Below are 24,567 nucleotides of genomic sequence, written 5' to 3'. Positions count from 1 at the left end.
TAACTCCGCGGGATCCTGTTGCCGCCCAGCAGTTCCGGACCCGGCGGAATTACGCCTTGTTTGCCGGAGCGGGCTTGGTAGTTGGGCTGGGTGCGGGCCTTCTGATGGCCGAGCTGGATCTATCCTCACCTTCCAATGCCCTCGCAGACGCAGTGGCGGAATGCCAGGTCGAGGATGATCCGTACATCCAGCTCGGCGACGAAGGGCAGAGCCTGACGATGAGCGGTGCCGGTGAGGATTCCTCAGGTGCCGACTATGCGGACATGGTCTGTGTGCTCCATGAAGTGGATATGCCGGACAGCGTCAGCAGCCAGATGGGCAGTACTCGAGCTCTGGACGGAAGGCAAACCGCCGAGTGGGAGGACTTCAATGCGTCCTGGAGCTATCACCCGGACAGCGGCATGAACGTAGTAGTCAACATCGTGGACAAGTAGCAGTAACCACCCACTTTCCAACCAATCAAACAAAGGAAACACCATGCGTGCAAACCTCTCAGCAGCCGTAACCCGCAAGCGACTCCTGCTTCCCACCGCGGCACTTGCGTTGGGCTTGGCACTGTCCTCCTGCTCCGCCGAATCCAGCACCGGGGTGGGTGCCGGCAACGCGCCCGACGCCGGACAGACGACCGCTGCTGAAGCAGCGCCGTCCGCTGCCGCCCCGCCGTCGGCGTGCCCTTTACCGCGGACATGGGCAACGGCAACATAGCCCGCATCACGATCGTCTCCGCCGAACATGCCGACACGGCAAGCGCGCAGTCCTTTGCACCTGCTGCTGTGAATGGGAGCTTCCTGGTGCTCGACGTCCTGTGGGAAACCGAGTCCGGCGTGACGTCCGCCAACCCGCTCTATTTCAACGCGAAGGACGACGAGGGCCGGAAGGGTGAGACCTATCTGTTCGCGGATAACCAGCTCGGGACCGGTGAGGTGCAGGTCGGTGATAAGTCCCGGGGGACCGTCGTCTTCGACATTGCGCCCGGTCCGGCCACCGTCACCGTTACCGACCCGCTGCTGCAGGAAGCGGCCCGAATTCAAGTCGGTTAACCGAGCGCGTTAGGCGCAGCGTCCCCTCTGCATTTCGGAGGGGGGCGTTTTCTGTACAGTCAACGAAGTGGGGGCATTTCCCCACCAACAATTGGGGGATACGGCCATGAAGCTTCGGAAGTTACTTCTGGAAGAGATTTCTACTGCTGAAGCCGCCAGGCTGCTCCGTAACTACTACACCAAGCCCGGTTTGAAGGGCAGGGTCCGTACCGGAGCACGCTTCGACACGTGGGCCGGTGGCGGAGACGCACCCGACGTCGTCAATACCATCACGGCCGATGACATGCTCGCGGCATCGTTCCTTTCGGTCCCGTTTGAGCCGACGGCGGTCATTGGCCTCTTGGACGAGCGGCGTGTGGACATTTCTGCGTTGCTGAGTAGGATCCCTTTCGATTTGGACCTTGCCGATCTCAAAGACGGCGATTTCGAGGCTGTCCTTGGTGTAGGAAGCCCGGCATGGAAGCTCTGGGACGTTCTCCGCGGCAATGATCTGGAGGAGAAGGAGAAGTGGGGAATCGGACCCACTCGGGCGAGCAAGCTGATGGCCCGCAAGCGTCCCCGGCTGATCCCAATCTGGGATTCGGTGGTTCAGACGCAGACCGAATCGAAGGGCTCCTTGAACCAGTGGACCGATTGGCACGAGGCTCTTACAGAGGACGGCTGCGCGCTCGCCCATCACCTGGACGATGTGCAGGAACTCGCGAAGCTTCCCCACCGGATTTCCCGGCTCCGCGCCATGGACGTGGTCCTGTGGATGCGAGGCCGGCCAGCGGCCTAGTCCGGAAGCGTGCTGCGGCGAAGAGGCTTAGCCCCTGAACCCGCATCTACTGAGCAGATAACGGGCTTATCCCCGCGGAATAAGCCCGTAATCTGCTCACTAGATTCCGCTAACCGGCGTTATCTGCTCACTAGATGCCGCGCCGCAGGTTCATAGTGCAGTAGATGCTGCTGCCTGGCCCGCTAGGGGACGTCTACTGCACTATGAATGCCGGCAGCCCTGGAAGTCCGACGGGCAGCACCAGTTGTGCAGAAGGCGAGGTCTGGCGTCGCCTTGAAGTGCCCGAACCCCCCCCGCCCCCGTCGCCCGGAAGCCCGTCGCCCCGAAGCCCCCCGCACGAAACCGTCCAGACAGCCCCGAACCCTCCCGGATGGCCCCGAAAACCCACCCCGCGCACCCTCCGGCACTCAGCAAACCCCGGCCCGGAACCGTTGCGAAAGCGTCACGTTGTTCCGGTTGGAGCCTTTTCGGCGCTTAATGTGAGGGAGGTAACGGTAAGGTTGCTTGGTAGTTTTCGCCCGGAAGCTAAGTGAGGCCGGGCGTCGACCAAACATACGTAACCAAAGTGAAGAGGTCTTGATGTGTGGGAATTCGTAGCGGACCGGTATCAACAGATCCTGTTCGCCGGATGGCAGCACTTCAGCTTGGTTCTTCAGTGCCTGGTCCTGGCCACGGTGATTGCCGTGGTCATCGCGGCCCTGGTGTACCGCAACAAGACCCTCAGCGGCGTGGCCAACGGCGTCTCCGCGGTCGGGCTGACGCTGCCGTCCTTCGCTCTGATCGGCCTGCTGATCGCTCCCTTCGGGTTCGGTGCGCTTCCGGCCGTGATCGTGGTGGCGTTCTATGCCACGCTGCCCATCCTGCGTAATGCCGTGGTGGGCCTGGCCGGGATTTCCCCGACCGTCGTCGAATCCGCCCGCGGCGTCGGCATGAGCCGGATGCGCACGCTGCTGCGCATCGAACTGCCGCTTGCCTGGCCGGTCATCCTGGCCGGAGTCCGGGTGTCCGCCCAGATGGTGATGGGCATCGCCGCCATCGCGGCCTACGCCCTCGGCCCGGGACTGGGCGGCTTCATCTTCACCGGCCTGTCCCGTCTGGGCGGTGCCAACTCCCTTGAGTCCGTGGTGGTCGGCGTCGTCGGCGTCATCCTGCTGGCCCTGATCCTTGACCTTCTCCTGGTCGGCCTCGGCCGGCTCACAACCCCGCGAGGTATCCGTGTCTGAGACTCCCACCCCAATCACCGGCGCCGAAGCCACCGAAACCGGCACCGTAACCAAAGCCACCGGCATCCTGCTCGAGGACGTCACCAAGCGCTACCCCGGGCAGGACAAACCGGCGGTCGGCGGCCTGACCATGGAGATTCCGCGGGGCAGCATCGTGATGCTGGTCGGCCCGTCCGGCTGCGGTAAAACCACCACGCTGAAAATGATCAACCGGCTCATCGAGCCCACCAGCGGACGGATCATCCTCGACGGCGAAGACGTCACCGGGATCGACGGCGACCAGCTGCGCCGCGGGATCGGCTACGTCATCCAGGCCGGCGGGCTCTTTCCGCACATGACCGTGGCGGCGAACATCGCCGTCGTGCCCAAGATGCTCAACTGGGACAAGGACCGCATCCAGGCCAGGGTGGACGAACTGCTCGAACTGGTCTCCCTGGACCCCGCCCTGTACCGGGACCGCTACCCGAAGGAGCTGTCCGGCGGGCAGCAGCAGCGCGTGGGCGTGGCCCGCGCCCTGGCCGCCGATCCGCCCGTGCTGCTCATGGACGAACCGTTCGGCGCCGTGGACCCGATCACCCGCCAGCGGCTGCAGGACGAACTGCTGCACATCCAGTCCGAGCTGCACAAAACCATCGTCTGCGTGACGCACGACTTCGACGAAGCGGTGAAGCTCGGGGACTGGATCGCCATCTTCGACGAGGGCGCCCAGCTGGTGCAGTATGACTCCCCGGAACGCATCCTGGCCAACCCCGCCAACGAGTTTGTGGAAAACTTCATCGGCTCCGGCGCGGGCCTGAAGCAGCTCACCCTGACCCGCGTGAACGAGGTGGAGCTGACGTCCCCCATTACGGCCGGCATCGGGGACCTCGCCAGCGACACCCTTTCTCGGCTGCAGGGTGCCGGCGAGCAGAACGCCGTGGTGCTGGACGAAAGGGAGCGGCCCATCCAGTGGCTCTCCCGCCGCCAGCTCAGCCGGCTGGACCGGCACAACGACACCGTTGATTCCAAACTTCCGGTGATCAGCGAACATTCCACGCTCAACGACGCGTTGGACACCATGCTGGTCTCCAGCACCGGTGCAGCCCTGGTGACGGGTCAGCGTGACCGGTTCCTCGGGACGGTCACCGTCCAGACCGTCATGGAGGCCATCACGGCGGCGAACGACGCCGCGCAGCTGGGGTCCTCGGGCGCTCCGGTCGGGATTAACAGCGGTGGCATCCAGCGCAGCACCGAAACGGAGGTCCCGGCGCAGGACGCCGGTGCTGCCGCCGGCCAGGGCACCCGATGACCGCCGTTTCCACGGCCGCCCAGGCCCGGACCGAAGCCGAGAGCGGCGCCGGCCCGACATCCTGGCGGCCGCTGCTGCTGCAGCTGGCCGGCATCGCGGTCGCCTTCGGGCTCCTGATGCTCTGGCTGACCACCGCCGAGCTCAGCGTCACCGAGCGCACCACGCTGGACCCCGCAGCCCTGTGGGAGTACACCGTGCAGCACCTGCTGCTCACCGGCGTATCCGCGGTGATTGTGCTGGTCATCGCCATCCCGCTGGGTGTCCTGCTGACCCGCGGACGGATGCGCCGCTTCACCGGCCCGATCATGGCCCTGGCCAACATCGGCCAGGCCGCCCCGGCCATCGGCCTGCTGGTGCTGCTGGCCTTCTGGGTCGGCTTCGGCTTCTGGGCCGCCATCGGCGCCCTGGTGGTCTACGCCCTGCTGCCGGTTATGCGGAACACGATGGTCGGCCTGCAGCAGGTGGACCCGCGCATTGTGGAGGCGGGACGCGGCGTGGGCATGAGCAACTCCCAGGTGCTGTTTAAGCTGGAACTGCCGCTCGCCGTGCCCGTGATGCTCTCCGGCGTCCGGACTGCGCTGGTGCTCCTGGTGGGCACCGCCACCCTGGCCACGTTCGTCAACGGCGGCGGGCTGGGCATCCTCATCACCACGGGCGTGAACCTGAACCTCACCACCGTACTGGTGGCCGGTGCGCTGCTGGTGGCCCTGCTGGCCCTGGTGGTCGACTGGATCGGCCGCCTGGTCGAGCACATCGCCCGGCCGAAGGGACTCTAATGAAAAAGCAGCCAAACGCACGTGTCCGCCTCGCTGCCACAGGAGCCGCCGCCGTCGGCCTGCTGCTTGCGGGCTGCGGCCTGCAGCCCGCCGCCTCCTACGTGCCGGAGGCGGATCCCGGGCTGATCCAGCCCGTCGAGGGCCTGCCCGACGACGCGAAACTCACCGTTACGAGCAAGAACTTCACCGAACAGCTCATCCTGGGCAAGATCGCCGTGCTGGCCACCAAGGTCGCCGGCTTTGACGTCACGGACCTGACCAATGTGCCCGGCAGCCAGCCGGCGCGGGAGCTGCTGCTCTCCGGCCAGGCCGGCATGACCTGGGAATACACCGGCACCGGATGGATCGCCTACCTCGGCCAGAGCGCAGGCATCCCCGACAAGCAGGAACAGTGGCAGGCCGTGCATGACGCGGACCTGGCCAACGGCGTCACCTGGGGCGATCCGGCACCGCTGAACAACACCTACGCGATGGCGATCCGCAGCGAGGCCGCGGAGGAACTGGGTGTGGACAGCATCTCCGACATCGCCCGGCTGCCCGTGGAGGAGCGCACCTTCTGCCTCGAAGCCGAGTTCAACTCCCGGCCCGACGGCATGAACCCGCTGCTGGAAAAGTACGGCATGCCGCGCGGTGACCCCAACGGGGTGCCGGACGCCAACGTGGGGATCTATGACACCGGTGCCGTGTATTCGGCCACCGACGCCGGCGAATGCAACTTCGGCGAGGTCTTTGCCACGGACGGACGCATCGATTCGCTGGAGTTGACCGTGCTCGAGGATGACCTGGCATACTTCCCCGCGTACAACGCGGCTCCGGTCTTCAACACCGAGGCGCTGGAGGAGTATCCGGAGCTGGTGGACATCTTTGCGCAGGTATCTCCGTTGCTTACGGACGAGGAACTGCGGAAGATGAACCTTGCCGTGGATGTCTACGGCCAGGAACCCGCCGACGTCGCGTTCGACTGGATGGTTGAGAAGGGCCTGATTACCGCTCCCGAGTGAGGTGGACACCGTGGACCTGCCAGCCATTCTCGACGCCGGCCGGGCCGACGCCGCCGCGGACCTGCTGCACCGCTATTACACGCAGAAGCTGAACTCAGGGCATGTGCGGACCGGGGCGAGATTCGACACCTGGGCCGGCGGCGGAGACTCACCGGGGGCCGCCAACCGGATCACCGCGGATGATCTGCTGGCACTGTCCCTTCTGGGCGAGGACATCAAGGGACCTGCGGTGGTGGGCCTGCTCGAAACCAAGGCGCCGGAAATCGGCGAACTGCTGGAACTGATTCCGGTGACCCTGGAGCTGGCGGATGTCACCGGCGTCGAATACGTCCACGTGCTCGGCAAGGAAAGCCCGGCGTGGCTGCTCTGGGACATCTTCCGCGGGTACCGGGGCGGGCAGTGGAGGATGGGCGCCACGAAAACCAGCAAGCTGCTGGCCCGCAAACGCCCGAAACTGATTCCGATCTGGGATCCGCTGGTGGCCCGCAGCATCGGGGCGGGCACCTCCCTCACCCAGTGGGAGGAATGGCATGCGCTGCTGACCGCGGACGACCGGCATTTGGTCCGGCACCTGGCCGCCGTCCAGGACCGGGCCGCGCTGCCGGTGCGGGTGTCCACCCTGCGGGCCATGGACGTGATCCTGTGGATGGATGCGAAGCAGCGCGGGTTCCGGGCGGCGCCGGGCGACGACGACTGAGCCTGAAGGAGCTGCAAGACGGTGCCTTACTGCCGGTAGGTGAACACGGTCAGCCCGCCGCTGGCGAAGTTCGGGATGTCGGCATTGGCGGCCTGACCCTCGGCGGTGGTGAGGGCCTCCTGCATGGCCGGTTCGTCGTCGAAATCGGCTTCGAACAGCGCGAAAAACGGGGGCGTGGCCGCCGAGGAGCCCAGCTCCTGCGAGGCCCGCAGAGCGCGGATCCCGGGAATGTTGCGCACCAGCGGCAGGTGCACGTTGCGGTAGTGCCGGCGGAAGGCCTCAGGGTTTCGGGGATGGCCAAACAGAACAACGAGGGTGTGCATGCCGGACAACGTAGCGCGGCCGGCGGCGGCGGGACAGGGTGCCGCCGACGCCGGACCTGCCGGGCATCATGTGTGTCTCGGGAAGAGGGCGGCGTAGCATCCCGGCGCCCGGGGTTGAGAAACTTCCGCGTCGCATCTGGACACTATGTTACTGAGCGGTAATATAGCGCCCATGCACCTGATTCTGCGCACCATCCTCATCCTCTTCCGTGCCCGACGCCGGCCCAAGCTCGGTTTCTTCGATACCTCCTCAGTGCCGCTGAAGGTCCTGGTGACGGACATCGACTTCGCGATGCACCTGAACAACGGCATGTACTTCTCACTGATGGATCTGGGCCGCTTTGACCTGCTGGTCCGCAGCGGCGTCTGGGACGTCATGAAGAAGCGCGGCTGGAGCCCGGTGGCGAACAACGAGACCATCAGCTTCCGCAAGTCCCTGCAGCTGCACCAGCGGTACAGCATCGAAACACGGGTCATCGGCTTCGACGAGCGTGCCATCTACATCGAGCAGCGCATGGTGGCCGACGGGGAAATCTACGCCAGCGCCGTCATCTGCACCCGGCTGGTATCCAAGAGCGGCCCGGTAAGCAACGAGGAGATCTTCGAGGCAGTGGGCGCCGTCCCGCCGTCGGACCTGGAACTGCCGGAGTGGATCAGCGAGTGGCGTGCCGCCGTCGCCCTGCCCAGCACCCGCCGGCCCGCGCCGCACACCTGGGCCTAAGCGTCGCTGCCGCGCCCCGGGCGTTCTCCGGGACCGTTGACACCCCCGGATGCCGGGCCGAACCTAGAAGCAGGGGGACCTAGGAACGGGGTGCTCGGTGAAGCTGACGGTCAATACTTTCCTGACGCTGAACGGCGTCATGCAGGCTCCGGGAAGCAACGAGGAAGACGCGTCCGGGGGCTTCACCGGCGGCGGCTGGCTGACCCCGCACGCGGATCCCGACCTGGAACAGATTGTTTCCGAGTGGTACGGCATGGCGGATGCACTGCTTCTGGGGCGCAACACCTACGACATGATGCAGCCCTACTGGGAGGCAGTGACCGATCCCGGAGACTCCATAGCCACGGCACTGAACGGGCTGCCCAAGTATCTGGTCTCCACAACCATGCCGCCGGTGCCCTGGCACAACACCCATTTGCTCGAGGGCGAGCTGGTGGCCAGCGTCGAACAGGTGAAGGCCCGCCACGGCGGCGAAGTGCAGGTGCACGGCAGCTATCAGCTGGTTCAGGCGCTGGCGGCGGCAGGACTGGTGGACGCGTACCGCCTGCTGATTTTTCCGGTGGTGGTGGGCCAGGGCAAGCGACTCTTCGAAGACATCCGCGAGGCTGCCTCCTACAGCATCTCCCAGCCGCAGACCACGCGGGCCGGGGCTATCTCCGTGACGCTGCACCCCACGGTGCTGCGGGCCGGAACGGGTACCGGAACCGAATCAAAAATCTCCCCCTGACACCGGTGCAGCTGCGCGGGATAAGGAAGAAAGTTTCCGCCCTGCGATAAAGTTGGGGCAAATCGTCGGGGAGGGTTCAATGATGGCTGAGCGTGCTGCCGGAACCGGCGTGCAGTCGGTGGAACGCGTCTTTGACCTGCTGGAACTGATTGCCGACGCCGGCGGGGCAGTGACGCTGAGCGAACTTGCCGCCGCCGCATCCTTGCCCCTGCCCACCATTCACCGGCTCCTGCGCACACTCGTGGGCCTGGGGTATGCCAGGCAGCTGCCCAACCGGCGCTACGCACTCGGACCGAAACTGATCCGGCTGGGCGAAGGCGCGAACCTGCAGCTGGGCGCGTTGGCAATGCCGCAGCTGAAACGTCTCGCGGACGAGCTGGGGGAGACCTCGAACATGGCCGTGCTCGACGCCGACATGGTGGTTTACATTGCCCAGGTTCCGTCACGGCACTCCATGCGGATGTTCACCGAAGTGGGCCGGCGGGTGCATACCCATGACACCGGCGTCGGCAAGGCGATCCTGGCGCAGCTGCCCGACGAACAGGTCCGCGGCATCGTGGGCCGGGCCGGAATGCCTACCCCCACCGGCTACAGCCTGGGCAGTGCCGAGGCGCTGCTGGCGGATCTGGGCCGGATCCGGGACCGCGGTTACTCGGTGGACGAACAGGAACAGGAACTTGGGGTGCGCTGCTTCGCCATGGCCGTTCCCGGCGCCCCCACCCCCACGGCGGTCTCCGTCTCCGGTCCGGTCTCGCGCGTGGACGAGGCCTTCGCGGACCGAGCGGTGCCGCTGCTGCGCGAAGCCGCGGCGAAAATCTCCGCCGAGCTGAACCGCTAGGACGTTCTTTCCCGGGCACGGAAAAGGGCAGGTACCACGGCTGCGGTCCCTGCCCTTTTCTCAGTGATGCGAGGTGATGTGTGGTGCGGCTGGCTTTGGTGCCCGGACCCTAGTGCTGGGTCCCGCGGCGGGCGCCGGCAATCAGCATACCGATCGGAACCAGCAGCAGGAGCAGCGGGATGAGCACGGCCAGGATCTTCGGTGAGGTGAAGATTTCGCCGGGGGTCAGCGCCGTGGTGCTGGCCCGCATGGTGTCTGCGCCTTCCGAGATCTTGACGTTCCCGTCGGCCAGGGTCGTGCTGCCTTCGGCGAGTTCGGTGTTGCCGGCGGCCAGCTTCTCGGCGCCTTCCTTCAGCTTGCCCGTGCCGGCGGTCAGCGTCTTGCCGCCGTCGTTGAGCTTCACCACGCCCTCGTCCAGGGACTCGGTGCCGGTGACCAGGCGGCTGGTGCCGTCGGAGAGGCTGATGGTGCCTTCGTAGATCTTGTAGTTGCCGTCGGCCAGCGAGTAAGCGCCGGTTTCCAGGGTGTCCAGGCCGGTGGCCAGGGTTCCTGCGCCGGTGGCGAGCTTGCCGGCTCCGGTAGTGAGCTCACCTGCGCCGGCAGCAATCTTGCCGGCTCCGGCGGTCAGCTCCGGCGACTTCGTGGCGAGCTCGTTGGCGCCGGCATCTAGCTGAGTGGTTCCGGCAGCAATCTTGCCGTTGCCGGCCTCCAGGTCGTTCGCGCCCTTCTGCAGAGCCGGAATGCCGCCTGCGAGCTCCTTGACACCTGCCTTCACCGTGGCTGTGCCGCCAGCAATCTGCTTGGCGCCTGCCTGCAGCTCGGCGGAACCCTTGGAAAGTTCCATGGTGCCGCCGTGCAGTTGCTCGGTTGCGTCGGCGAGCCCCGGGTTGGTTCCGTCGCCGTCATTGATCCCCGCCTGGACCTGCAGGATTCCGTCGTTTACATCGGTGGCTCCCACAGCAACCCGTGCGGCACCGTTCTTCACATTTTTGAGTCCCTCGCTGTAGGCGCTCGCGCCTTTGGAGTAGTCGCCAGCTCCAGTAACGAATGCGTCCAAACCAGGGCCAACCTGGCCGTAACCGGTGTTAAAGCCGGTGGCGTACGTGGAAATTCCGTCAACATTTGCCTTCGCCACTGTGGCGGTGCGCAGGGCATTGGCCAACGCGTCGTTGAGCTCGGCCGGGGTCATGGTTCCGGCAGAGCCCTGAAGCGCGGTCAGGGCGTCAACCGTCTGCTGCGAGGCTGCTACCGACTGACCGTTTGCGACCGCGAGGCCTGATGCACTGTCGGAGAGCGCCCCGGCCCCGGTCTGAAGCTGGACCAAGCCGGCAGCCAGGTCCCTAGACCCGTTGTTGAGTGCCTCGGGAGCGGCGATGATCTGGTCGATGCCGGCTTTCAGGCCGTTGGCACCGGTTGCCAGTGCAGGTGCGGCTTCAGGAGCGGCCAGGTCATTGACGCCTGCCTTCAGCTTGGCAGCACCGTTCTTGATTCCCAGCGCACCGGCCTCCAGGTTCTTGGCGCCCGCGACAGCGTCACCGCTGCGCGCTGCCAGCTTCTGTGCGCCGGCGTCGAGGAACGGCACGCCCTTCTGCGGATCATTCAGCTTCGCAATACCTGCTGCGAGCCGATCCGTACCGGAAACTATCTGTCCGGCACCCACCTTGGCGTCCCCGGCGCCCTTTTTCAGTTCGGCGGTTCCGCCGGCCAGCTGTTTGGTGCCGTCCTCGATGCGGGCTGCCCCGTCCTGGAGAGTGGCGCCACCGCTCGCCAGCGTTCCGGCGCCGGTCGCCAAGGTGTAGGCGCCGGCGGTCAGCGTGCCGGCACCGGTACGGGCGTTGGTCGCACCGGTAGCGAGCTTGTTGGCGCCGGTGTTGGCGGCCTCCGCACCGGTAAGAAGCTGAAGGGCCCCCTCGTCCAGGGTGGTGGCGCCTTCCTTCAACGTCGTCACACCCGCTTTCGCGGAGCCGATGCCCTTGGCCAGGGTATTAGCGCCGGCGTCGACCTGCTCGGTGCCGTCGGTGAGGTCGGCGGCACCGGTCTGCGCCCGTGCGGCTCCGTCCTTGAGGTCGCCGGCGCCGGTGGACGCCCGCTCGGCGCCGTCACTCAGCTCCGCTGCTCCGTTGGCTACCTTGCCCGTAAAGAGCACGAAGAAGGCAAGCAAGAGGATGAGGAACAACGCCAAAAGTACGGTTAAAAGTGTATGCGGGCGGTTAGTGGTGCGCCCGGACGTGGAACTCGTCATTGAATGTCCTTTTTCTGCTTCTTACGGATTTTTGAGACTGGCTACGCGGCAACCAATACGCCTGTGGGCGTAGCCTGCGCGGGGTGCAAGTGACCGGTTCCGCCGCCACATCGAGACGCCGCCGGCCGGATTAAGTGTGATGTCTGTTACATCTAAGCTACCCGCCGGTAACAAAGCAAGGCTTTTTCGAAATTAGTTACCGGCGAGTAGGTTGCGCGGAATGCCGGGAAATGCGTGTCGACCGGGGTAACTGGGCCCATATGGGGCATCGTGGATTACAGAAACGTTTTTTAGCTAAATAGAGGAGTTTTTATGAGCTGGCTGGACCGCGACCGAACTATCGCGCCGCCCGGATTTAACCGGTGGCTGATCCCGCCCGCGGCGCTGGCAGTGCACCTGTGTATTGGCCAGGTGTATGCAACGAGCGTGTACAAGACGGCTCTGGTGGAGTACTTCGACGCCAGCCTTACGCAGATTGGCGTCATCTTCTCGATCGCCATCGTGATGCTCGGGCTCTCCGCTGCAGTCATGGGCACCTGGGTGGACCGCAACGGCCCACGCAAGGCGATGTTTGTCTCCGCCGTTTTCTGGGCGGGCGGTTTCCTCATCGGTGCCCTGGGCATCTTTACCGGACAGCTTTGGCTGCTGTACCTGGGCTACGGCGTCATCGGGGGCATTGGACTGGGCATCGGCTACATTTCCCCGGTCTCCACCCTGATGAAGTGGTTCCCGGACCGTCCGGGACTCGCCACGGGCATGGCCATCATGGGCTTCGGCGGCGGCGCGCTGGTCGCCAGCCCGCTGTCCTCGGCCCTTCTGGGCTTCTTTGATCCGGAGTCCGGAACCGAAGGGTGGGTGGCCAGCGGCGACGCCGTGGGCAAACTGTTCCTGACCCTGGGGTTGGTGTACCTGGTCTACATGCTTTACGGAGCGTGGAGCATCCGCGTGCCGGCGGCAGACTGGAAGCCCGCAGGCTTCGACCCCTCCAAGGTCAAGGCCAAGGCCATGGTCACCACCAACCACGTCTCCGCGGCCAACGCCATCAAGACAAAGCAGTTCTGGCTGGTCTGGGTTGTGCTCTTCTGCAACGTCACCGCCGGCATCGGCATCCTGGAGCAGGCTGCCCCGATGATCCAGGACTTCTTCCGCCAGCCCGACGGCGTCTCCCTGGTCTCCGCCGCCGTTGCCGGTGGGTTTGTGGGCCTGCTTTCCATTGGAAACATGGGCGGTCGTTTTGTCTGGTCCGCCACGTCGGACCTGGTCGGCCGCAAGCGCATCTACATGATCTACCTCGGCCTCGGTGCCACCTTGTACATCCTGCTGTCCCTGTTCGGCGGCGGTTCCACCTTCCTCTACGTGGCTTTGGCGTTCATCATCATTTCCTTCTACGGAGGCGGATTCGCTACGGCACCGGCCTACCTGCGGGATCTCTTTGGCACCTACCAGGTCGGCGCGATCCACGGCCGACTGCTCACTGCATGGTCTGCCGCCGGCATTGCCGGTCCGCTGATCGTCAACTCGTTCCTGGATTCCCAGGGCACCCCCGGTGAACTCACGGCCGCGGCTTACCAGCCCGCGCTCCTGACCATGGTGGGCCTGCTGGTGGTGGGCTTCATCGCCAACCTGCTGGTGACACCGGTGGCATCCCGCTACCACGAGCCGACGTCTTCACCGGCGGCTCCGGAACAGACCGCTACCGTAAACGGAGAACGCTAATGACTAAGGCAAAGCTGACAGTGAGCTGGGTGCTGGTGGGAGCTCCGCTGGCCTACGGGATCTTTCAGACCCTGACCAAGGCTTCGGCGCTCTTCGGCTAGACCCGGCTACGGAACACGGGGAGGGGCGGGTGATGGTGAGCTGGGATGATTTTCCTGTCCTTACGAAGGAAGACGACAGCTACACCCACCTGCCCTTCTCCGGCTGGTTCCTGATGATGGGGTGGGCGGCGGGGCCTGTTCATACCCGCCGCCGCCCCGGCACCCTGAATGACATCCTGCCCTCCCGCGACATCCTCTCCGGCGAGGACGAGGAATGGCTGTATCAAATGGTCAATGAATACCTGGCGCTGGCCGGCATTCCACCGGTCCCGCGCGGATATGCCTGGTTTCTGGCCCGGCCCGCAGGGATTACCTCGGACGAAGCCCTGTGGCGGCGGCTGAACGAAGTCATCGATGAGGTGGGAGGCCTGCCCCACTTCGACGGCCCCGCGTACGTTACGGGTGCCTATCCGGTCATTGCGGAAGCGGTCCGCCGCCTCTACTGACGGGGCTTTGAATCCTTGGCTTCCTTCGCATCCATAATCACGTCCAGGATCAGCGAGCTGAGCGCCGCGACCACCGCCATCACCCGCCGCGGCCGGGCCACACCGCGCCGGACCAGCCAGATTTCGATTCGTTCATCCAGTACCAGGCTTAGTGCCAGCACTCCGCTTGCGGTTGTGCCGGCGATCACTGCACCCGCCACGGCGACGACGGTCTTCCGCGCGGGGGATGCGGCGGCGGTCGCGGCGTCGGCGTCGGCCGCAGCGCCGAGAGTCCCGGCCGTCACCGGAGCGAGGTCAGCGGCCCCGGCCCGCTCCGTCAACACAGTTCGAGCGCCCTTACGGAACGACAGCGCAGCGACGGTGCCCGCGGCTGCCCCCGGGACAAAAACGTAGGCTCGGCGCATCCCCGGGGACCAGTCGGCCGGCCGCAGCAGGGTAAACCCTCCGGCGGCAGCGGCCATGGACAGTGAGAGCGGAACATTCTTCATGGCCCACACCGTACCTGCCGCCGGAGGGCTGTGGGAACTCCGGACACGGGTGCACGCTTAAGGGGCAAAGTCCATCCACCCGTGCCGTGGATATGCGCCGGTGCGGAGAGCAGGAGCATGCCATGAAGGCCCTTCAATACCGCGCCATCGGCCAGCCGCCCGAAGTGGTGGACATCGACACCCCGGAGCCCGGCCCCGGCCAGGTGCGCCTGAAGGTCACTGCTGCGGGTGTGTGCCACTCTGACGAATTCATCATGAGCCTGCCCGAGAACGAGTACATTTACGGGCTGCCCCTGACCCTGGGACACGAGGGCGCCGGCGTGGTGGACCGGGTGGGCGACGGCGTGCAGTACATCGAAGAGGGCACGTCCATGGCCGTCTACGGCCCGTGGGGCTGCGGACTTTGCTACGAGTGTTCCAGCGGCCGGGAAAACTACTGCCGGAACGCGGCGAAATTCGGCATAGTCCCGCCCGGGCTCGGCGCTCCCGGAGCCATGGCCGAATACCTGATCGTGGACAGTCCCCGGCACCTGCTCCCGCTCGGGGACCTGGATCCCGTGCAGAACGTGTCCCTGACCGACGCCGGACTCACGCCGTACCACGCGATCAAGGGTTCGCTGGAGAAACTGCCCTCCGGTGCCACCGCCGTCGTCATCGGCGTCGGCGGGCTGGGGCACGTAGCCGTGCAGATCCTGCGGGCCATGACCGCGGCCACCGTCGTGGCGCTGGACATTGACGAGGCGAAGCTGAACCTGGCCACCGACGTCGGCGCGCACTACACCTTCCCATCCGAGCCCGGGGCTGTGGACCTGGTCCGGGATCTGACCGGCGGCCGGGGCGTGGATGCCCTCTTCGACTTCGTAACCAACCAGGCCACCCTGGATATGGGCCAGGCGATGGTGGGTTCCCAGGGCGACCAGGTGCTGGTGGGCGTCGGCGCCGGCACCCTTCCGGTGGGTCTGGGTGCCACCTCGGCCTGGGAAACCTCCATCCGCGCCCCGTACTGGGGCTCCCGGTCGGAGCTGTTCGAGGTGCTGGACCTCGCCCGCGGTGAAGGCATCAACGTCCACACCGAAGTCTTCAGCCTGGACGAAGCTCCCGCGGCCTACGAGAAGCTGAAGAACAACCAGCTGCTCGGCCGCGCCGTCGTCGTGCCGTAACCCCGTAACAAGCGGCAGTTACAGCGGTGCCGGGGCCAGCCCGGCGAACCCGGCGGCGGCCCGCAGCAGCTGCGGCACCCCGGCTTCCAGCGACGGGCCGAACACCTTGTCATTGGGCCGCTCGCCCTTGAGCCAGCGGGTGTAGATGGCCTCGCAGAAAATCGACGCCTTCCACAGTGCCAGGGCCTGGTACCAGGGCAGTGCGTCGAGATCCAGGTCCATCCGCTGCCGGTACGCTTCGATGACATCTGCCCGGGTGTAATAGCCCGGGTGGCGGGTCACTCCGGTCAGCTCCAGGGGTGTGGAGGCGCTGCCGGGTTCGGAATAGGTGGCGGTGAGATAGCCCAGATCGGCGAGCGGATCGCCGACGGCGGACATCTCCCAGTCCAGGACGGCAATGACACGCGCGGGGGACTGCGGGGCGAACATCAGGTTTCCCGGCCGGTAATCCCCGTGCAGCACCGCCGAGGCGGAGCTGTCCGGCACGTTGTCCGCCAGCCAGCTGCCGATCCGGGCCACCTCGGGCAGCCTGCGCAGCGTGTTGACCTCCCACAACCCGGAGAACCGGGCCACCTGGCGCTGCAGGTACCCTTCAGGCCTGCCGAACGAGGCGAGGTCCCCGCCGCTCACATCAACGGAGTGGATGCGCACCAGGGCGTCGACGACGGCGGCGCTGGTGGCCCGGCGGTCCTCCATCGAGGACAGTGCCGGCGGGATGGTGTTGGTAATAACCAGGCCGTCGAGATAGGCCATCACGTAGAACGGCACTCCGAGGACGGACTCGTCCTCGCAGACCGCCAGGATTTCCGGCACCGGTACCCCCTGCACGCGCAGCAGCTGCTGGATGCGGGCTTCGCGCACCATGTCATGGGTGGAGCGCGGCAGCGGCGGGCGCGGCCCGCGGCGCAGCACGAAGTCCTCGTTCCCGCGCCGGATCCGGTAGGTGATGTTGGACTGGCCGTCCCCGATCTGCGTCCAGGACAGCGGACCCGACCCGAGGCCGTGCGCGTCGAAAAACGCCGTGACCTCGTCCAGGATCAGCAGCGGCGGAGACGCCAGCGCCTCGGCGTCGGAACGGGTGGCTACAACTTCGATGCCGTCAGGGGCGGAGTGCATGGGGTTCAGGCTTTCGCTTCGGCGGGAAAACCGGCGTCGGACACCGGGAAGGAGACATCGGCAAGGTCCGGAGCGCCATGCTCCGCCTCGCGGCGGCGGCGTGCGGAGGCACGGCGGGCAATGGCCCACTTATGCGTCTCGTTGGAACCGTCATAGATGCGGAAGGCGCGGACCTCATTGAGGTAGGAGGCCAGCGGCAGCCGGTCGGTGACGCCGTCGCCGCCGCACAGCTGCAGGCTGCGGTCAATCACCCGGTACACCGCCTCGGAGGTGTGGGCCTTGGCGACCGAGGACAGCGCCGAACCGGCCTTGGCATCGGTTTCCAGCAGGGCAGCGGTCTTGGTGATGATGGCGTCCGAGGTTTCAATATCGATGACGGACTGCGCGATCATTTCCTGTGCCAGGCCGAGTTCATTCATCACCGAGCCGAAGATCTCCCGCCGGTTGGTGCGGTCCAGGGCAATGTCCAGGGACCGCCGGGCCAGGCCGAGCCAGCGCATGCAGTGGGTCAGCCGGGCGGGACCCAGCCGGACCTGCGCGTACCGAAAGCCTTCCCCCGGCGCTCCGAGGACGGCGCCGTCGGGCACAAACACGTCGTCGAAGTGCAGATGCGGATGCCCGCCGCCGATCGCGCGGTCCATCGTGTGCAGCTGCTCGCCGATCCGCACCCCGGGGGCATCCATGTCCACCAGCAGCATGGTGGCCCCGGCAGGGGCCCCGTCCACCGCCTCCGTGCGCACCATGGCAATGCAGAACGCAGCGTTGTTGGCGCCGCTGGTGAAGCGTTTGTGACCGTTGATCAGCCAGCCGCCGTCCACCTTCGCGGCGCTGCTGCGCAGGGCGGCGGGATCCGACCCGGCGCCCGGGTGCGGCTCGGTCATGCCGAAGCAGGAGCGGGCCTCGCCGGCGATGAGCGGGGCGAGGTAGCGGCGCTTCTGCTCCTCGCTGCCGATCAGGTGCAGCATATGCATGTTCCCCTCATCCGGGGCCATGCAGTTCAGCGCCGAGGGGCCGATCAGCGAGTAGCCGGCCTCCTGGAAGATGGGGGACCAGTGTTCCAGCGGCACGCCCTGCCCGCCGTACTCCCGGGGTGCGTGCGGGGCGAACACCCCGGCTGCCTTCGCGGCGGTGCGCAGGTCCTCCAGCAACTCGCCCGGCACGACGGCGCCCGGCCGCGGTTCCGCGGGCATCACCGTGCCGCGGATAAATTCGCGGGTGCGCAGGCGCAGATCTTCGATTTCCGGGGGGAGGGCCACGGGGCTCATGAAAGGTCCTTAGGGGAGGCGGTGGAAACGGTCAGGCCGCGCCGCCGGCCACGAGCAGGCCGCCGTCGAGGTTGATGATCTGCCCGGTGACCCAGGCGGCGTCGTCGGAGGCCAGGAAGGCGGCCGCCCCGGCAACGTCCTCCGGGGTGCCGAGCCGCTTCAGCGGATAGGCGGAGCTGACCTTTTCCTCGCGGCCCTCATAGAGGGCGCGCGCAAACTGGGTCTTGACGACGGCGGGGGCCAGTGCGTTTACGCGGACGGTGGGAGCCAGTTCGACGGCGAGGGTCCGGGTGAGCTGCTCAACCGCGGCCTTGCTGATGCCGTAGAAGCCGATGCCGGTGGCCGGGGTCTGGGCCGAGACCGAGGACAGGTTCAGCACGGAGCCGCCGCGTCCCCGGAAGTCCAGGGCTTCGTGGGCGCAGACGGCGGAGACCCAGGCGAGCGTGCCGAGCACGTTGACGTCCAGGATCCGGCGGGCTGCCTCCGGATCCAGTTCGCTCAGCGGGCCGTACACCGGGTTCACCCCCGCGTTGTTCACGAGGATGTCCAGCCGGCCCCACGTTTCGGCCACGGTGTCCAGCACCTCGGTGCGGTGGTCCGGATCATCGGACTTGCCGGCCATCGCGAGCACGGTGCCTTCCGGGAACTCGGCGGCGGCTTCCTTCAACGGCCCGATGTTGCGGGCCGTGATGCAGACCTTCGCACCTTCGGCCACCAGCCGGCGGGCAATGGCGAGGCCGATGCCGCGGCTGGCCCCGGTGACGACAGCGGTTTTACCCTTCAGCCGCGGCCTGCCCGCAGACTGCTCCGGCGTTTGTTCCGTCATGTGCTCCGCCAACTTCCGCTTCCCAGTACTACCGAGCGACCGCTCGGTACGGATAGTCTGGTGCAGGCCCCGTAAAGTGTCAAGGGTCACACTTCCACCATTGAGGGGACCATGGCCGCCGACGATACGCAGCCCGAGTGGCGGGACTTCTCCGTCCCCGCCCTCCCGCCGCTGCTGCGTGCCGCGATGGACTGCTTCGTGGAGCACGGCTACCACGGCACGGCTATCCGCACCGTGGCCACCCGCGCCGGCCTGTCGGTGCCCGGCCTCTACCACCACTACCCCTCCAAACAGGCGCTGCTCGTGGGGATAGCCGAATCCGCGATGGCGGACCTCTATGCCCGCAGCACCGCCGCCCTGGCGGAGGCAGGGAACGACGTCGAGGAGCGGTTTGCGCTGCTGGTCGAGTGCCTCGTGCTCGTCCACGCCTACCGCTGGGAACACGCGTTCATCGCGGCCAGCGAGATCCGCAGCCTGGAGGGCACCGCCAGGGCCGGGCACATCGCCGCCCGCGACCGGCAGCAGAAACTGCTCGACGACGTCGTGGCCGAAGCAGTCCGCAGCGGCCGCTTCGCCACCGGTTACCCCAAGGACGCCAGCCGGGCGGTCACCACCATGTGCACCGGGGTGGCCCAGTGGTACCGCGCCGGCGGTCCGCTCAGCCCGGAGGAACTGGCGGTGCGCTACGTGCAGATCTGCCGCGGCGCGGTGGGGGCGCCGTAACCGCCGGACTTACCGGTACCGGCGGTGCAGGTTCTCCTTCGGCCCGGACCCGAGGGCGGTCTCGGAGATCCACGGTCCGGTGCCCTCGGACGCATCCAGCACCCCTTCCTCCTGCCAGGTGTAGCGCCCGTCCAACACCCCCTTGGAGAGCTTCCGGTCGGCGTCGTCCGAGTTGTGCCACAGGCCGTTGAACAGGGACTCGATCCGCACCCGGGACTCCCGGCTGAAGGCGTCCGCGAGTTCGAACGCACCCGCACCCTCCGCCGGATCCTCCCGCCGGATGTTCACCGCGCGGACGCAGGAGGCTGAGATCGCGAAGATTTCCGCACCGATATCCACGATCCTGCCCAGGAAGACCTGGTGCTGTTCCAGCCCGGCCTGCCAGCGGGCCATACCGAGGAAGGTGGAGCGGGCGAGCCGGCGGGAGGCCCGCTCGGCGTAGCGCAGGTGCCGGGCGAGAACGCCGAACTCGGCGTAGGACCGAGGCATGTTGCCCTTGCCCGCCGCGAGTGTGGGCAGCCATTTGCCGTAAAAGCCGCTGGCCTTCAGCGCCGCGCGGGCCTTGGCCCCCACCGGGGCGTCCGCCACCGCCAGGTCTCCGGCCGCGGACAAATGTGCGTCCACTGCCTCACGGGCAATGAACAGGTGCATGATCTCGGTGGAGCCCTCGAACACCCGGTTGATGCGCAGGTCCCGCAGCTGCTGCTCGGCCGGGACGGCGCGTTCGCCGCGGGCGGCGAGGGAGTCCGCGGTTTCGAAGCCCCGTCCGCCGCGCACCTGGACCAGCTCGTCGGCAACGTTGTAGGCCATTTCGCTGGCCCACAGTTTGGCCAGCGCCGCCTCGATGCGGATGTCCTTGGTGCCGGCGTCGGCCAGTTCGGCCGAGAGCTCGAAGACCGCCTCCAGCGCGAAGCTGGTGGCCGCAATGTAGGCCAGCTTCTTGGCTACTGCCTCGTGCCTGCCGATCGGCCGGCCCCACTGTTCACGGGCGCCGGACCAGCCGCGGGCGATCTTCAGCGACCATTTGCCGGACGCGGCGCACATGGCCGGAATGGAGAGGCGGCCGGTGTTCAGCGTGGTCAGGGCGATCTTCAGGCCCTGGCCCTCGCGGCCCAAGCGGTTGGCTGCCGGAACCCGGACGTTGGTGAACCTTGTGACGCCGTTCTCGATGCCGCGCAGGCCCATGAAGTTGTTGCGGTTCTCCACCGAGATGCCCGGCGAGTCCATTTCCACCACGAACGCGCTGATGCCGCCCTTGGAGTCGCCGTGCGGGGGAACGGCAGCCATCACCACCACCAGCTCGGCAATCACGCCGTTGGTGGTCCACAGCTTGACGCCGTCAATCACGTATTCGCTGCCGTCGTCGGAAGGAATGGCCGTGGTGCGCAGCCGTGCCGGGTCGGATCCGACGTCGGGCTCGGTGAGCAGGAAGGCGGTCACCGCCCCGGCGGCGCAGCGCGGCAGGTACTCCTCCTTCTGCGCATCGTTCCCGAAGACCTTCACCGGCTCCGGCACGCCGATGGACTGGTGGGCCGAGACCAGGGCCCCGAGGCTGGGGTGCACGCTGCCCAGGACCATCAGGGCCCGCCCGTAGTTGAGCAGGGACAGGCCCAGGCCGCCGTACTGCTGGGGGATCTTGATGCCGAACACCCCCAGGTCCGCGAGCCCGCGCAGGTTCTCATCCGGAATCACGCCGGTGCGCTCGATGGCCAGGCCGTCCATGGTCCGGCAGTAATCCGTCAATGCCTCCAGGAACAGCCGGGCACGGGCCTCTTCGTCGGGGTCGGCCGGCGGCAGGGAACCCAGCAGATCAAGGTTGTAGCTGCCCAGATAGATTCCCCGAGCGAAACTCGGACGGGATTCCCCGGTATCGCGGGCGGCTTCGGTGGCGTTGCGTGCGTCCTTCTCCGTGACCACGCGTTCTTTGATTCTGCGGGCGCTTCTGTTCCGGCTGGCGTCGTGGATGTCAGTGGTGCTCATGGGATTTCTCCTCCGTCACGGCCGCGCTGCCCGGTGCGGATGCCGACACCGGCGCAGCAGCATCGGCTCACTGTGGGGACCATGCTACGCGTCAGTAGGTAGGGGTAAAGGGGGTTCGGTGGCTAATGTTGGCGGCAGGCTGCAATGCCGGAGGGAACTGCCTGGAAATGGCGGAAAACCGGCAGCGGTATCAACCTGAAGGAGATTCTCATGGCATGGGTGGAGACGGAACGCGCGGAATTGGTCCGGACGCTGCGGGAGGCTGATCCGCTGGCGCCGACGCTCTGCGAAGGCTGGGATGTGCGCCGGCTGCTGGCCCACCTGGTGCTCCGTGAGCACGCGCCCTGGAAGATTGCCGCCGATGCGGTGCGTCGGCAGAAGCCCGGGCAGGAAAAGCAGCTGGGTGCCGTGGCCGCCGCGGCGTCCACGCCGGAGGGATATGCCGCTCTGGTGGACCGGTTCGCCGCCGGGCCGGGCCGGTTTTCGCCCTATCGGCTGGATGCGGCGAACCTTGTGGAGTATGTCATCCATCACGAGGACATCCGCCGCGGCGACGGTACGGCTGAGCCGCGGGAACTTCCTGCCGGAGAGCAGCAGGCGCTGTGGAAGCAGCTGGGCCTGATGGCGCGGATGGGATACCGCGGCAGCCCCGTGGGAGTTGAACTGGCGCTGCCCGGTTCCGGACGGCGCCGGGTGAAGGGCGGCAAGTCCTCGGTGCTGGTCTCGGGGGACGTGGTGGACCTTGCGCTGCATGCCATGGGCCGCCGCGCGGCAGCCAATGTCAGCATCGAAGGCGGGGGTGACGCGGTCCGCATGTTCAGGCAGTGGGCAGCGGACTAATATTTCCCGGCTTGACAAGTACCCCCTCTTTGCCGTTGAAATAGTAAGCACACTGATTGTTTCAGCGGAGCAGGACCGCCTACCAATGACGTATCAGGGAAGCAGGAAGATGCAGAACGAGGGGGACTGGGAACCCGTGCGGCTGCTCTCAACGGCTGCAAGACTGGTAAGACGAGAAGTAGATTACAAACTGCGTGCCGTGGGACTGACCCAGGAGCGGGTGACCGTGCTGCGGGTGCTCCTGGCCGACGGTCCCATGCGGCGTGCAGAACTAGCCCGGCGTCTCCGCGTCACCGCCCAGACCCTGGGTACGGCGCTGGTAAGCATGGCCGGGCAGGGCCTCGTGGAAGAGGTGCCGGCCGAGACCGTTGGCCGGTCCGGCCGCTGGATGGCGATCTCCGAGCGCGGGCAGAAGCTGCTCGCCGACGCTGAAAACCTCGAACAGGATGAGTCCACGGCCGGAATCGGCCCGGAGCTGCGATCGGAGCTGATCATGCTCATCCGCGGACTCGAACACGGCAAGCAGCAGCGGGCCCCCGGCAAGCCGCTCCTGGCGGGGACGCCGGACGGGTCACCGCTGGCGGCGCCTTCCGACCCGCAAGGGTAACGTGTTGACCCAAGAGCAATACGTTATTGGCCTGGTGCCGGAGGAAGGAAGGGCATGAGCGAGGGAATCCGCGTTGCCGATGTCGACGAGATAGATGAGGGCGAAGCCCTCACGGTGGATGCTGAAACGGCTGGCACCGCGGACGATATAGCAGTGTTCCACAGCGATAACGGACGCTTCTATGCGCTCAATGACACCTGCACGCATGAGGATGCCTCCCTTGCCGACGGGTGGATCGAAGGCGACGAGGTGGAATGCCCCGTCCATTCCGCGCGGTTCTGCCTTCGCACAGGCGAGGCCCTGTGCCTGCCGGCCCTCACCAACACCAAGGCGCACCGCGTCGACGTACGCGACGGTGCCGTCTGGCTGTACCCCAACGTGAGTCCGCTCGACGCCTGATGGCTGCTGCCCCCGCGTCGATCGCCGTGGTGGGCGGCGGAATTGCCGGCTTCAGCGCCGTCCGCGAACTCCGCCGGCAGGGTTACACAGGCACCCTGTCCCTCGTGGACCCGGTCGGGCTGCCCTACGACCGGCCGCCGCTGAGCAAGGCGTTCCTCGCCGGAACCCTGGACCGGCTCCGCCTGCAGCTCGCCCCCGCCCAGTGGTATGAGGACAACGACACCTCCGTTATCGCCGACACCGTGGACAAGCTTGAACCCGGCGACGGCGCAACCCCGCCCGTCCTCGTCCTGGACTCGGGCAGGGAGCTGGCCGCCGACGTCGTCCTGCTCGCCACCGGAGCCCGCGCCCGCCGGCTGCCGCTGCCCGGGATGGATCTGCCCGGCGTGTTGACCCTGCGCAGCGCCGACGACGCCCAGGCCCTGCAGGCGCATCTGGTCCCCGGCGCGCATCTGGTGATCCTCGGTGCGGGACTGGTCGGTGCGGAAGTGGCGGGAACGGCCCGGACACTGGGTGCGGCGGTGACCCTGGTGGATCCTGCCGAGCTGCCCTCCGCCAAGGTTGTGGGCCCCGAAATGGCCGGCTACCTGCAGGGGCTCCACGCCGGGCACGGAACCGCCCATATTCGGGACACCGCGGCGGCAATCACCGCGGAAGGACAATCCCTGGGGGTGGAACTGGCCGCCGGCGGCAGGCTTTCCGCCACCGCCGTTCTGGTCGCGGCGGGCAGTGAACCGGAAACGGCCCTCGCCGAAGCGGCAGGGCTCTCCGTGGACGGCGGTGTGCTGGTGGACGGCGCCGGGCGTACCTCACATCCGCGCATTTTCGCCGCCGGGGACTCCTCCCGCCGGCTCGGCCCCGGCGGGGTGCCCGGCAGGCGCTTTGAACACTGGGACGCGGCACGCCGCACGGGCGAGGCGGCAGCGGCCGGGATGCTCGGCATCGACCCTCCCGCCGGGGCGGCAGACTGGTTCTGGTCCGACCGCTACGGCGTGCATCTGGAAGTGGCCGGCAGCATGGTCGTCCCCGGGCAGACCGTCCTCCGCGGGGAACCCGGTCCCGGTTTCACGGCCTTCCGGCTGGGCCTGGACGGGAGGCTGGCCGGTGTGGCCGCCGTCGACGGCGGAACCGCCGTTCGGGCGGCCAGGAAACTGATCGAATCCGGCCGCGTCCTCGACCCGGCGCTGCTGCAGGACCCGGCCGTCGACGTGCGCCGGCTGGCCCGCGGGAAGGCCTGAACAGAGGT

27 protein-coding genes are annotated in these 24,567 nt (G+C 67.0%); 20 read left to right on the top strand and 7 right to left on the bottom strand.

From position 1 onward, the window contains the following. The first annotated feature begins 74 nt into the window (after positions 1-74). From N2K95_RS14295 to N2K95_RS14260, 8 genes are all read left to right on the top strand, one after another. Positions 75-434 carry a hypothetical protein gene (locus tag N2K95_RS14295; RefSeq protein WP_260652068.1) on the top strand — a complete coding sequence of 120 codons (360 nt, stop codon included), beginning with the start codon at positions 75-77 and terminating at the stop codon, positions 432-434. A gap of 252 nt (positions 435-686) precedes the next feature. After that, positions 687-1,040 (top strand): hypothetical protein, encoded by a 354-nt coding sequence (locus N2K95_RS14290; protein WP_260652067.1) that lies wholly within the window; start codon positions 687-689, stop codon positions 1,038-1,040. Between the two features lie 106 nt (positions 1,041-1,146). After that, entirely contained in the window at positions 1,147-1,818 is a 672-nt protein-coding gene (locus N2K95_RS14285; protein WP_260652066.1) for a DUF6308 family protein, read from the top strand. A gap of 581 nt (positions 1,819-2,399) precedes the next feature. Next, positions 2,400-3,041, top strand: a complete 642-nt coding sequence (locus N2K95_RS14280) for an ABC transporter permease (RefSeq protein WP_255790947.1) — start codon at positions 2,400-2,402, stop codon at positions 3,039-3,041. Continuing rightward, entirely contained in the window at positions 3,034-4,329 is a 1,296-nt protein-coding gene (locus N2K95_RS14275; RefSeq protein WP_407080091.1) for an ATP-binding cassette domain-containing protein, read from the top strand. Before N2K95_RS14280 ends, N2K95_RS14275 begins: the two co-directional genes overlap by 8 nt. Further along, positions 4,326-5,105, top strand: a complete 780-nt coding sequence (locus tag N2K95_RS14270) for an ABC transporter permease (RefSeq protein ID WP_407080090.1) — start codon at positions 4,326-4,328, stop codon at positions 5,103-5,105. The genes N2K95_RS14275 and N2K95_RS14270 overlap by 4 nt, the downstream gene beginning before the upstream one ends. Continuing rightward, positions 5,105-6,106 carry a glycine betaine ABC transporter substrate-binding protein gene (locus N2K95_RS14265; RefSeq protein WP_260652065.1) on the top strand — a complete coding sequence of 334 codons (1,002 nt, stop codon included), beginning with the start codon at positions 5,105-5,107 and terminating at the stop codon, positions 6,104-6,106. Before N2K95_RS14270 ends, N2K95_RS14265 begins: the two co-directional genes overlap by 1 nt. A gap of 10 nt (positions 6,107-6,116) precedes the next feature. Continuing rightward, a complete protein-coding gene (locus N2K95_RS14260) occupies positions 6,117-6,803 on the top strand; it encodes a DUF6308 family protein (protein ID WP_260652064.1) in 687 nt (228 codons plus the stop codon). Between the two features lie 26 nt (positions 6,804-6,829). Here the strand turns inward: N2K95_RS14260 and N2K95_RS14255 are convergent, their stop codons facing one another. After that, the gene (locus N2K95_RS14255) at positions 6,830-7,126 is read right to left on the bottom strand and encodes an EthD family reductase (RefSeq protein ID WP_255790944.1); all 297 of its coding nucleotides are present in this window, start codon (positions 7,124-7,126) and stop codon (positions 6,830-6,832) included. A gap of 172 nt (positions 7,127-7,298) precedes the next feature. Between N2K95_RS14255 and N2K95_RS14250 the strand changes: the two genes are divergently transcribed. The 3 genes from N2K95_RS14250 to N2K95_RS14240 all read left to right on the top strand — a co-directional run bounded on the left by N2K95_RS14250 (position 7,299) and on the right by N2K95_RS14240 (position 9,412). Further along, entirely contained in the window at positions 7,299-7,847 is a 549-nt protein-coding gene (locus N2K95_RS14250; protein ID WP_255790943.1) for a thioesterase family protein, read from the top strand. Between the two features lie 97 nt (positions 7,848-7,944). Next, on the top strand, positions 7,945-8,574 hold the full coding sequence (locus tag N2K95_RS14245) for a dihydrofolate reductase family protein (protein ID WP_260652063.1): 630 nt from the start codon (positions 7,945-7,947) through the stop codon (positions 8,572-8,574). Between the two features lie 82 nt (positions 8,575-8,656). Then, entirely contained in the window at positions 8,657-9,412 is a 756-nt protein-coding gene (locus N2K95_RS14240) for an IclR family transcriptional regulator (protein ID WP_260652062.1), read from the top strand. A gap of 109 nt (positions 9,413-9,521) precedes the next feature. Here the strand turns inward: N2K95_RS14240 and N2K95_RS14235 are convergent, their stop codons facing one another. Continuing rightward, on the bottom strand, positions 9,522-11,594 hold the full coding sequence (locus N2K95_RS14235; protein ID WP_260652061.1) for a YhgE/Pip domain-containing protein: 2,073 nt from the start codon (positions 11,592-11,594) through the stop codon (positions 9,522-9,524). A 372-nt stretch (positions 11,595-11,966) separates the two neighbouring features. Between N2K95_RS14235 and N2K95_RS14230 the strand changes: the two genes are divergently transcribed. The 3 genes from N2K95_RS14230 to N2K95_RS14225 are packed head-to-tail and all read left to right on the top strand — an operon-like array spanning position 11,967 to position 13,917. Next, positions 11,967-13,370, top strand: coding sequence for an OFA family MFS transporter (locus tag N2K95_RS14230; RefSeq protein ID WP_260652060.1), 1,404 nt, complete (start codon positions 11,967-11,969; stop codon positions 13,368-13,370). Beyond that, on the top strand, positions 13,370-13,471 hold the full coding sequence (locus N2K95_RS16360; RefSeq protein ID WP_442860216.1) for an MFS transporter small subunit: 102 nt from the start codon (positions 13,370-13,372) through the stop codon (positions 13,469-13,471). The genes N2K95_RS14230 and N2K95_RS16360 overlap by 1 nt, the downstream gene beginning before the upstream one ends. Before the next feature lie 32 nt (positions 13,472-13,503). After that, complete coding sequence (locus N2K95_RS14225) at positions 13,504-13,917, top strand: DUF5956 family protein (RefSeq protein WP_260652059.1); 414 nt, start codon at positions 13,504-13,506, stop codon at positions 13,915-13,917. On the opposite strand, the gene N2K95_RS14220 is transcribed toward N2K95_RS14225, so the two are convergent. Beyond that, a complete protein-coding gene (locus N2K95_RS14220; protein ID WP_260652058.1) occupies positions 13,911-14,405 on the bottom strand; it encodes a hypothetical protein in 495 nt (164 codons plus the stop codon). The genes N2K95_RS14225 and N2K95_RS14220 overlap by 7 nt on opposite strands. A 122-nt stretch (positions 14,406-14,527) precedes the next feature. Between N2K95_RS14220 and N2K95_RS14215 the strand changes: the two genes are divergently transcribed. Then, positions 14,528-15,565 (top strand): NAD(P)-dependent alcohol dehydrogenase, encoded by a 1,038-nt coding sequence (locus tag N2K95_RS14215; RefSeq protein WP_260652057.1) that lies wholly within the window; start codon positions 14,528-14,530, stop codon positions 15,563-15,565. Between the two features lie 18 nt (positions 15,566-15,583). On the opposite strand, the gene N2K95_RS14210 is transcribed toward N2K95_RS14215, so the two are convergent. The 3 genes from N2K95_RS14210 to N2K95_RS14200 are packed head-to-tail and all read right to left on the bottom strand — an operon-like array spanning position 15,584 to position 18,772. Next, positions 15,584-16,681, bottom strand: a complete 1,098-nt coding sequence (locus N2K95_RS14210) for a phosphotransferase family protein (protein WP_260652056.1) — start codon at positions 16,679-16,681, stop codon at positions 15,584-15,586. Between the two features lie 5 nt (positions 16,682-16,686). Next, complete coding sequence (locus N2K95_RS14205; protein ID WP_260652055.1) at positions 16,687-17,946, bottom strand: acyl-CoA dehydrogenase family protein; 1,260 nt, start codon at positions 17,944-17,946, stop codon at positions 16,687-16,689. Between the two features lie 31 nt (positions 17,947-17,977). After that, positions 17,978-18,772: an SDR family oxidoreductase gene (locus tag N2K95_RS14200; protein ID WP_260652054.1), complete on the bottom strand. Its 795-nt coding sequence runs from the start codon at positions 18,770-18,772 to the stop codon at positions 17,978-17,980. Between the two features lie 111 nt (positions 18,773-18,883). Between N2K95_RS14200 and N2K95_RS14195 the strand changes: the two genes are divergently transcribed. After that, complete coding sequence (locus N2K95_RS14195; protein WP_260652053.1) at positions 18,884-19,495, top strand: TetR/AcrR family transcriptional regulator; 612 nt, start codon at positions 18,884-18,886, stop codon at positions 19,493-19,495. 9 nt (positions 19,496-19,504) lie between these two features. Here N2K95_RS14195 and N2K95_RS14190 read toward each other — a convergent pair whose 3' ends face one another. After that, complete coding sequence (locus N2K95_RS14190; RefSeq protein ID WP_260652052.1) at positions 19,505-21,475, bottom strand: acyl-CoA dehydrogenase family protein; 1,971 nt, start codon at positions 21,473-21,475, stop codon at positions 19,505-19,507. A 210-nt stretch (positions 21,476-21,685) separates the two neighbouring features. Between N2K95_RS14190 and N2K95_RS14185 the strand changes: the two genes are divergently transcribed. The 4 genes from N2K95_RS14185 (at position 21,686) to N2K95_RS14170 (ending at position 24,559) form a co-directional block, all read left to right on the top strand. Next, the gene (locus N2K95_RS14185) at positions 21,686-22,315 is read left to right on the top strand and encodes a TIGR03085 family metal-binding protein (RefSeq protein WP_260652051.1); all 630 of its coding nucleotides are present in this window, start codon (positions 21,686-21,688) and stop codon (positions 22,313-22,315) included. Between the two features lie 199 nt (positions 22,316-22,514). Beyond that, positions 22,515-22,922 carry a MarR family transcriptional regulator gene (locus tag N2K95_RS14180; protein ID WP_255790930.1) on the top strand — a complete coding sequence of 136 codons (408 nt, stop codon included), beginning with the start codon at positions 22,515-22,517 and terminating at the stop codon, positions 22,920-22,922. A 54-nt stretch (positions 22,923-22,976) separates the two neighbouring features. After that, on the top strand, positions 22,977-23,321 hold the full coding sequence (locus N2K95_RS14175) for a bifunctional 3-phenylpropionate/cinnamic acid dioxygenase ferredoxin subunit (RefSeq protein WP_255790929.1): 345 nt from the start codon (positions 22,977-22,979) through the stop codon (positions 23,319-23,321). Next, the gene (locus N2K95_RS14170) at positions 23,321-24,559 is read left to right on the top strand and encodes an NAD(P)/FAD-dependent oxidoreductase (RefSeq protein WP_260652050.1); all 1,239 of its coding nucleotides are present in this window, start codon (positions 23,321-23,323) and stop codon (positions 24,557-24,559) included. The genes N2K95_RS14175 and N2K95_RS14170 overlap by 1 nt, the downstream gene beginning before the upstream one ends. Positions 24,560-24,567: the final 8 nt, after the last annotated feature.

Origin of the sequence: Arthrobacter zhaoxinii, assembly GCF_025244925.1 — a bacterium.
Taxonomy (GTDB): Bacteria; Actinomycetota; Actinomycetes; order Actinomycetales; family Micrococcaceae; genus Arthrobacter_B; species Arthrobacter_B zhaoxinii.
Note: the sequence above shows the minus strand (reverse complement) of the source record. Positions and strands in the feature narration are given on the sequence as shown.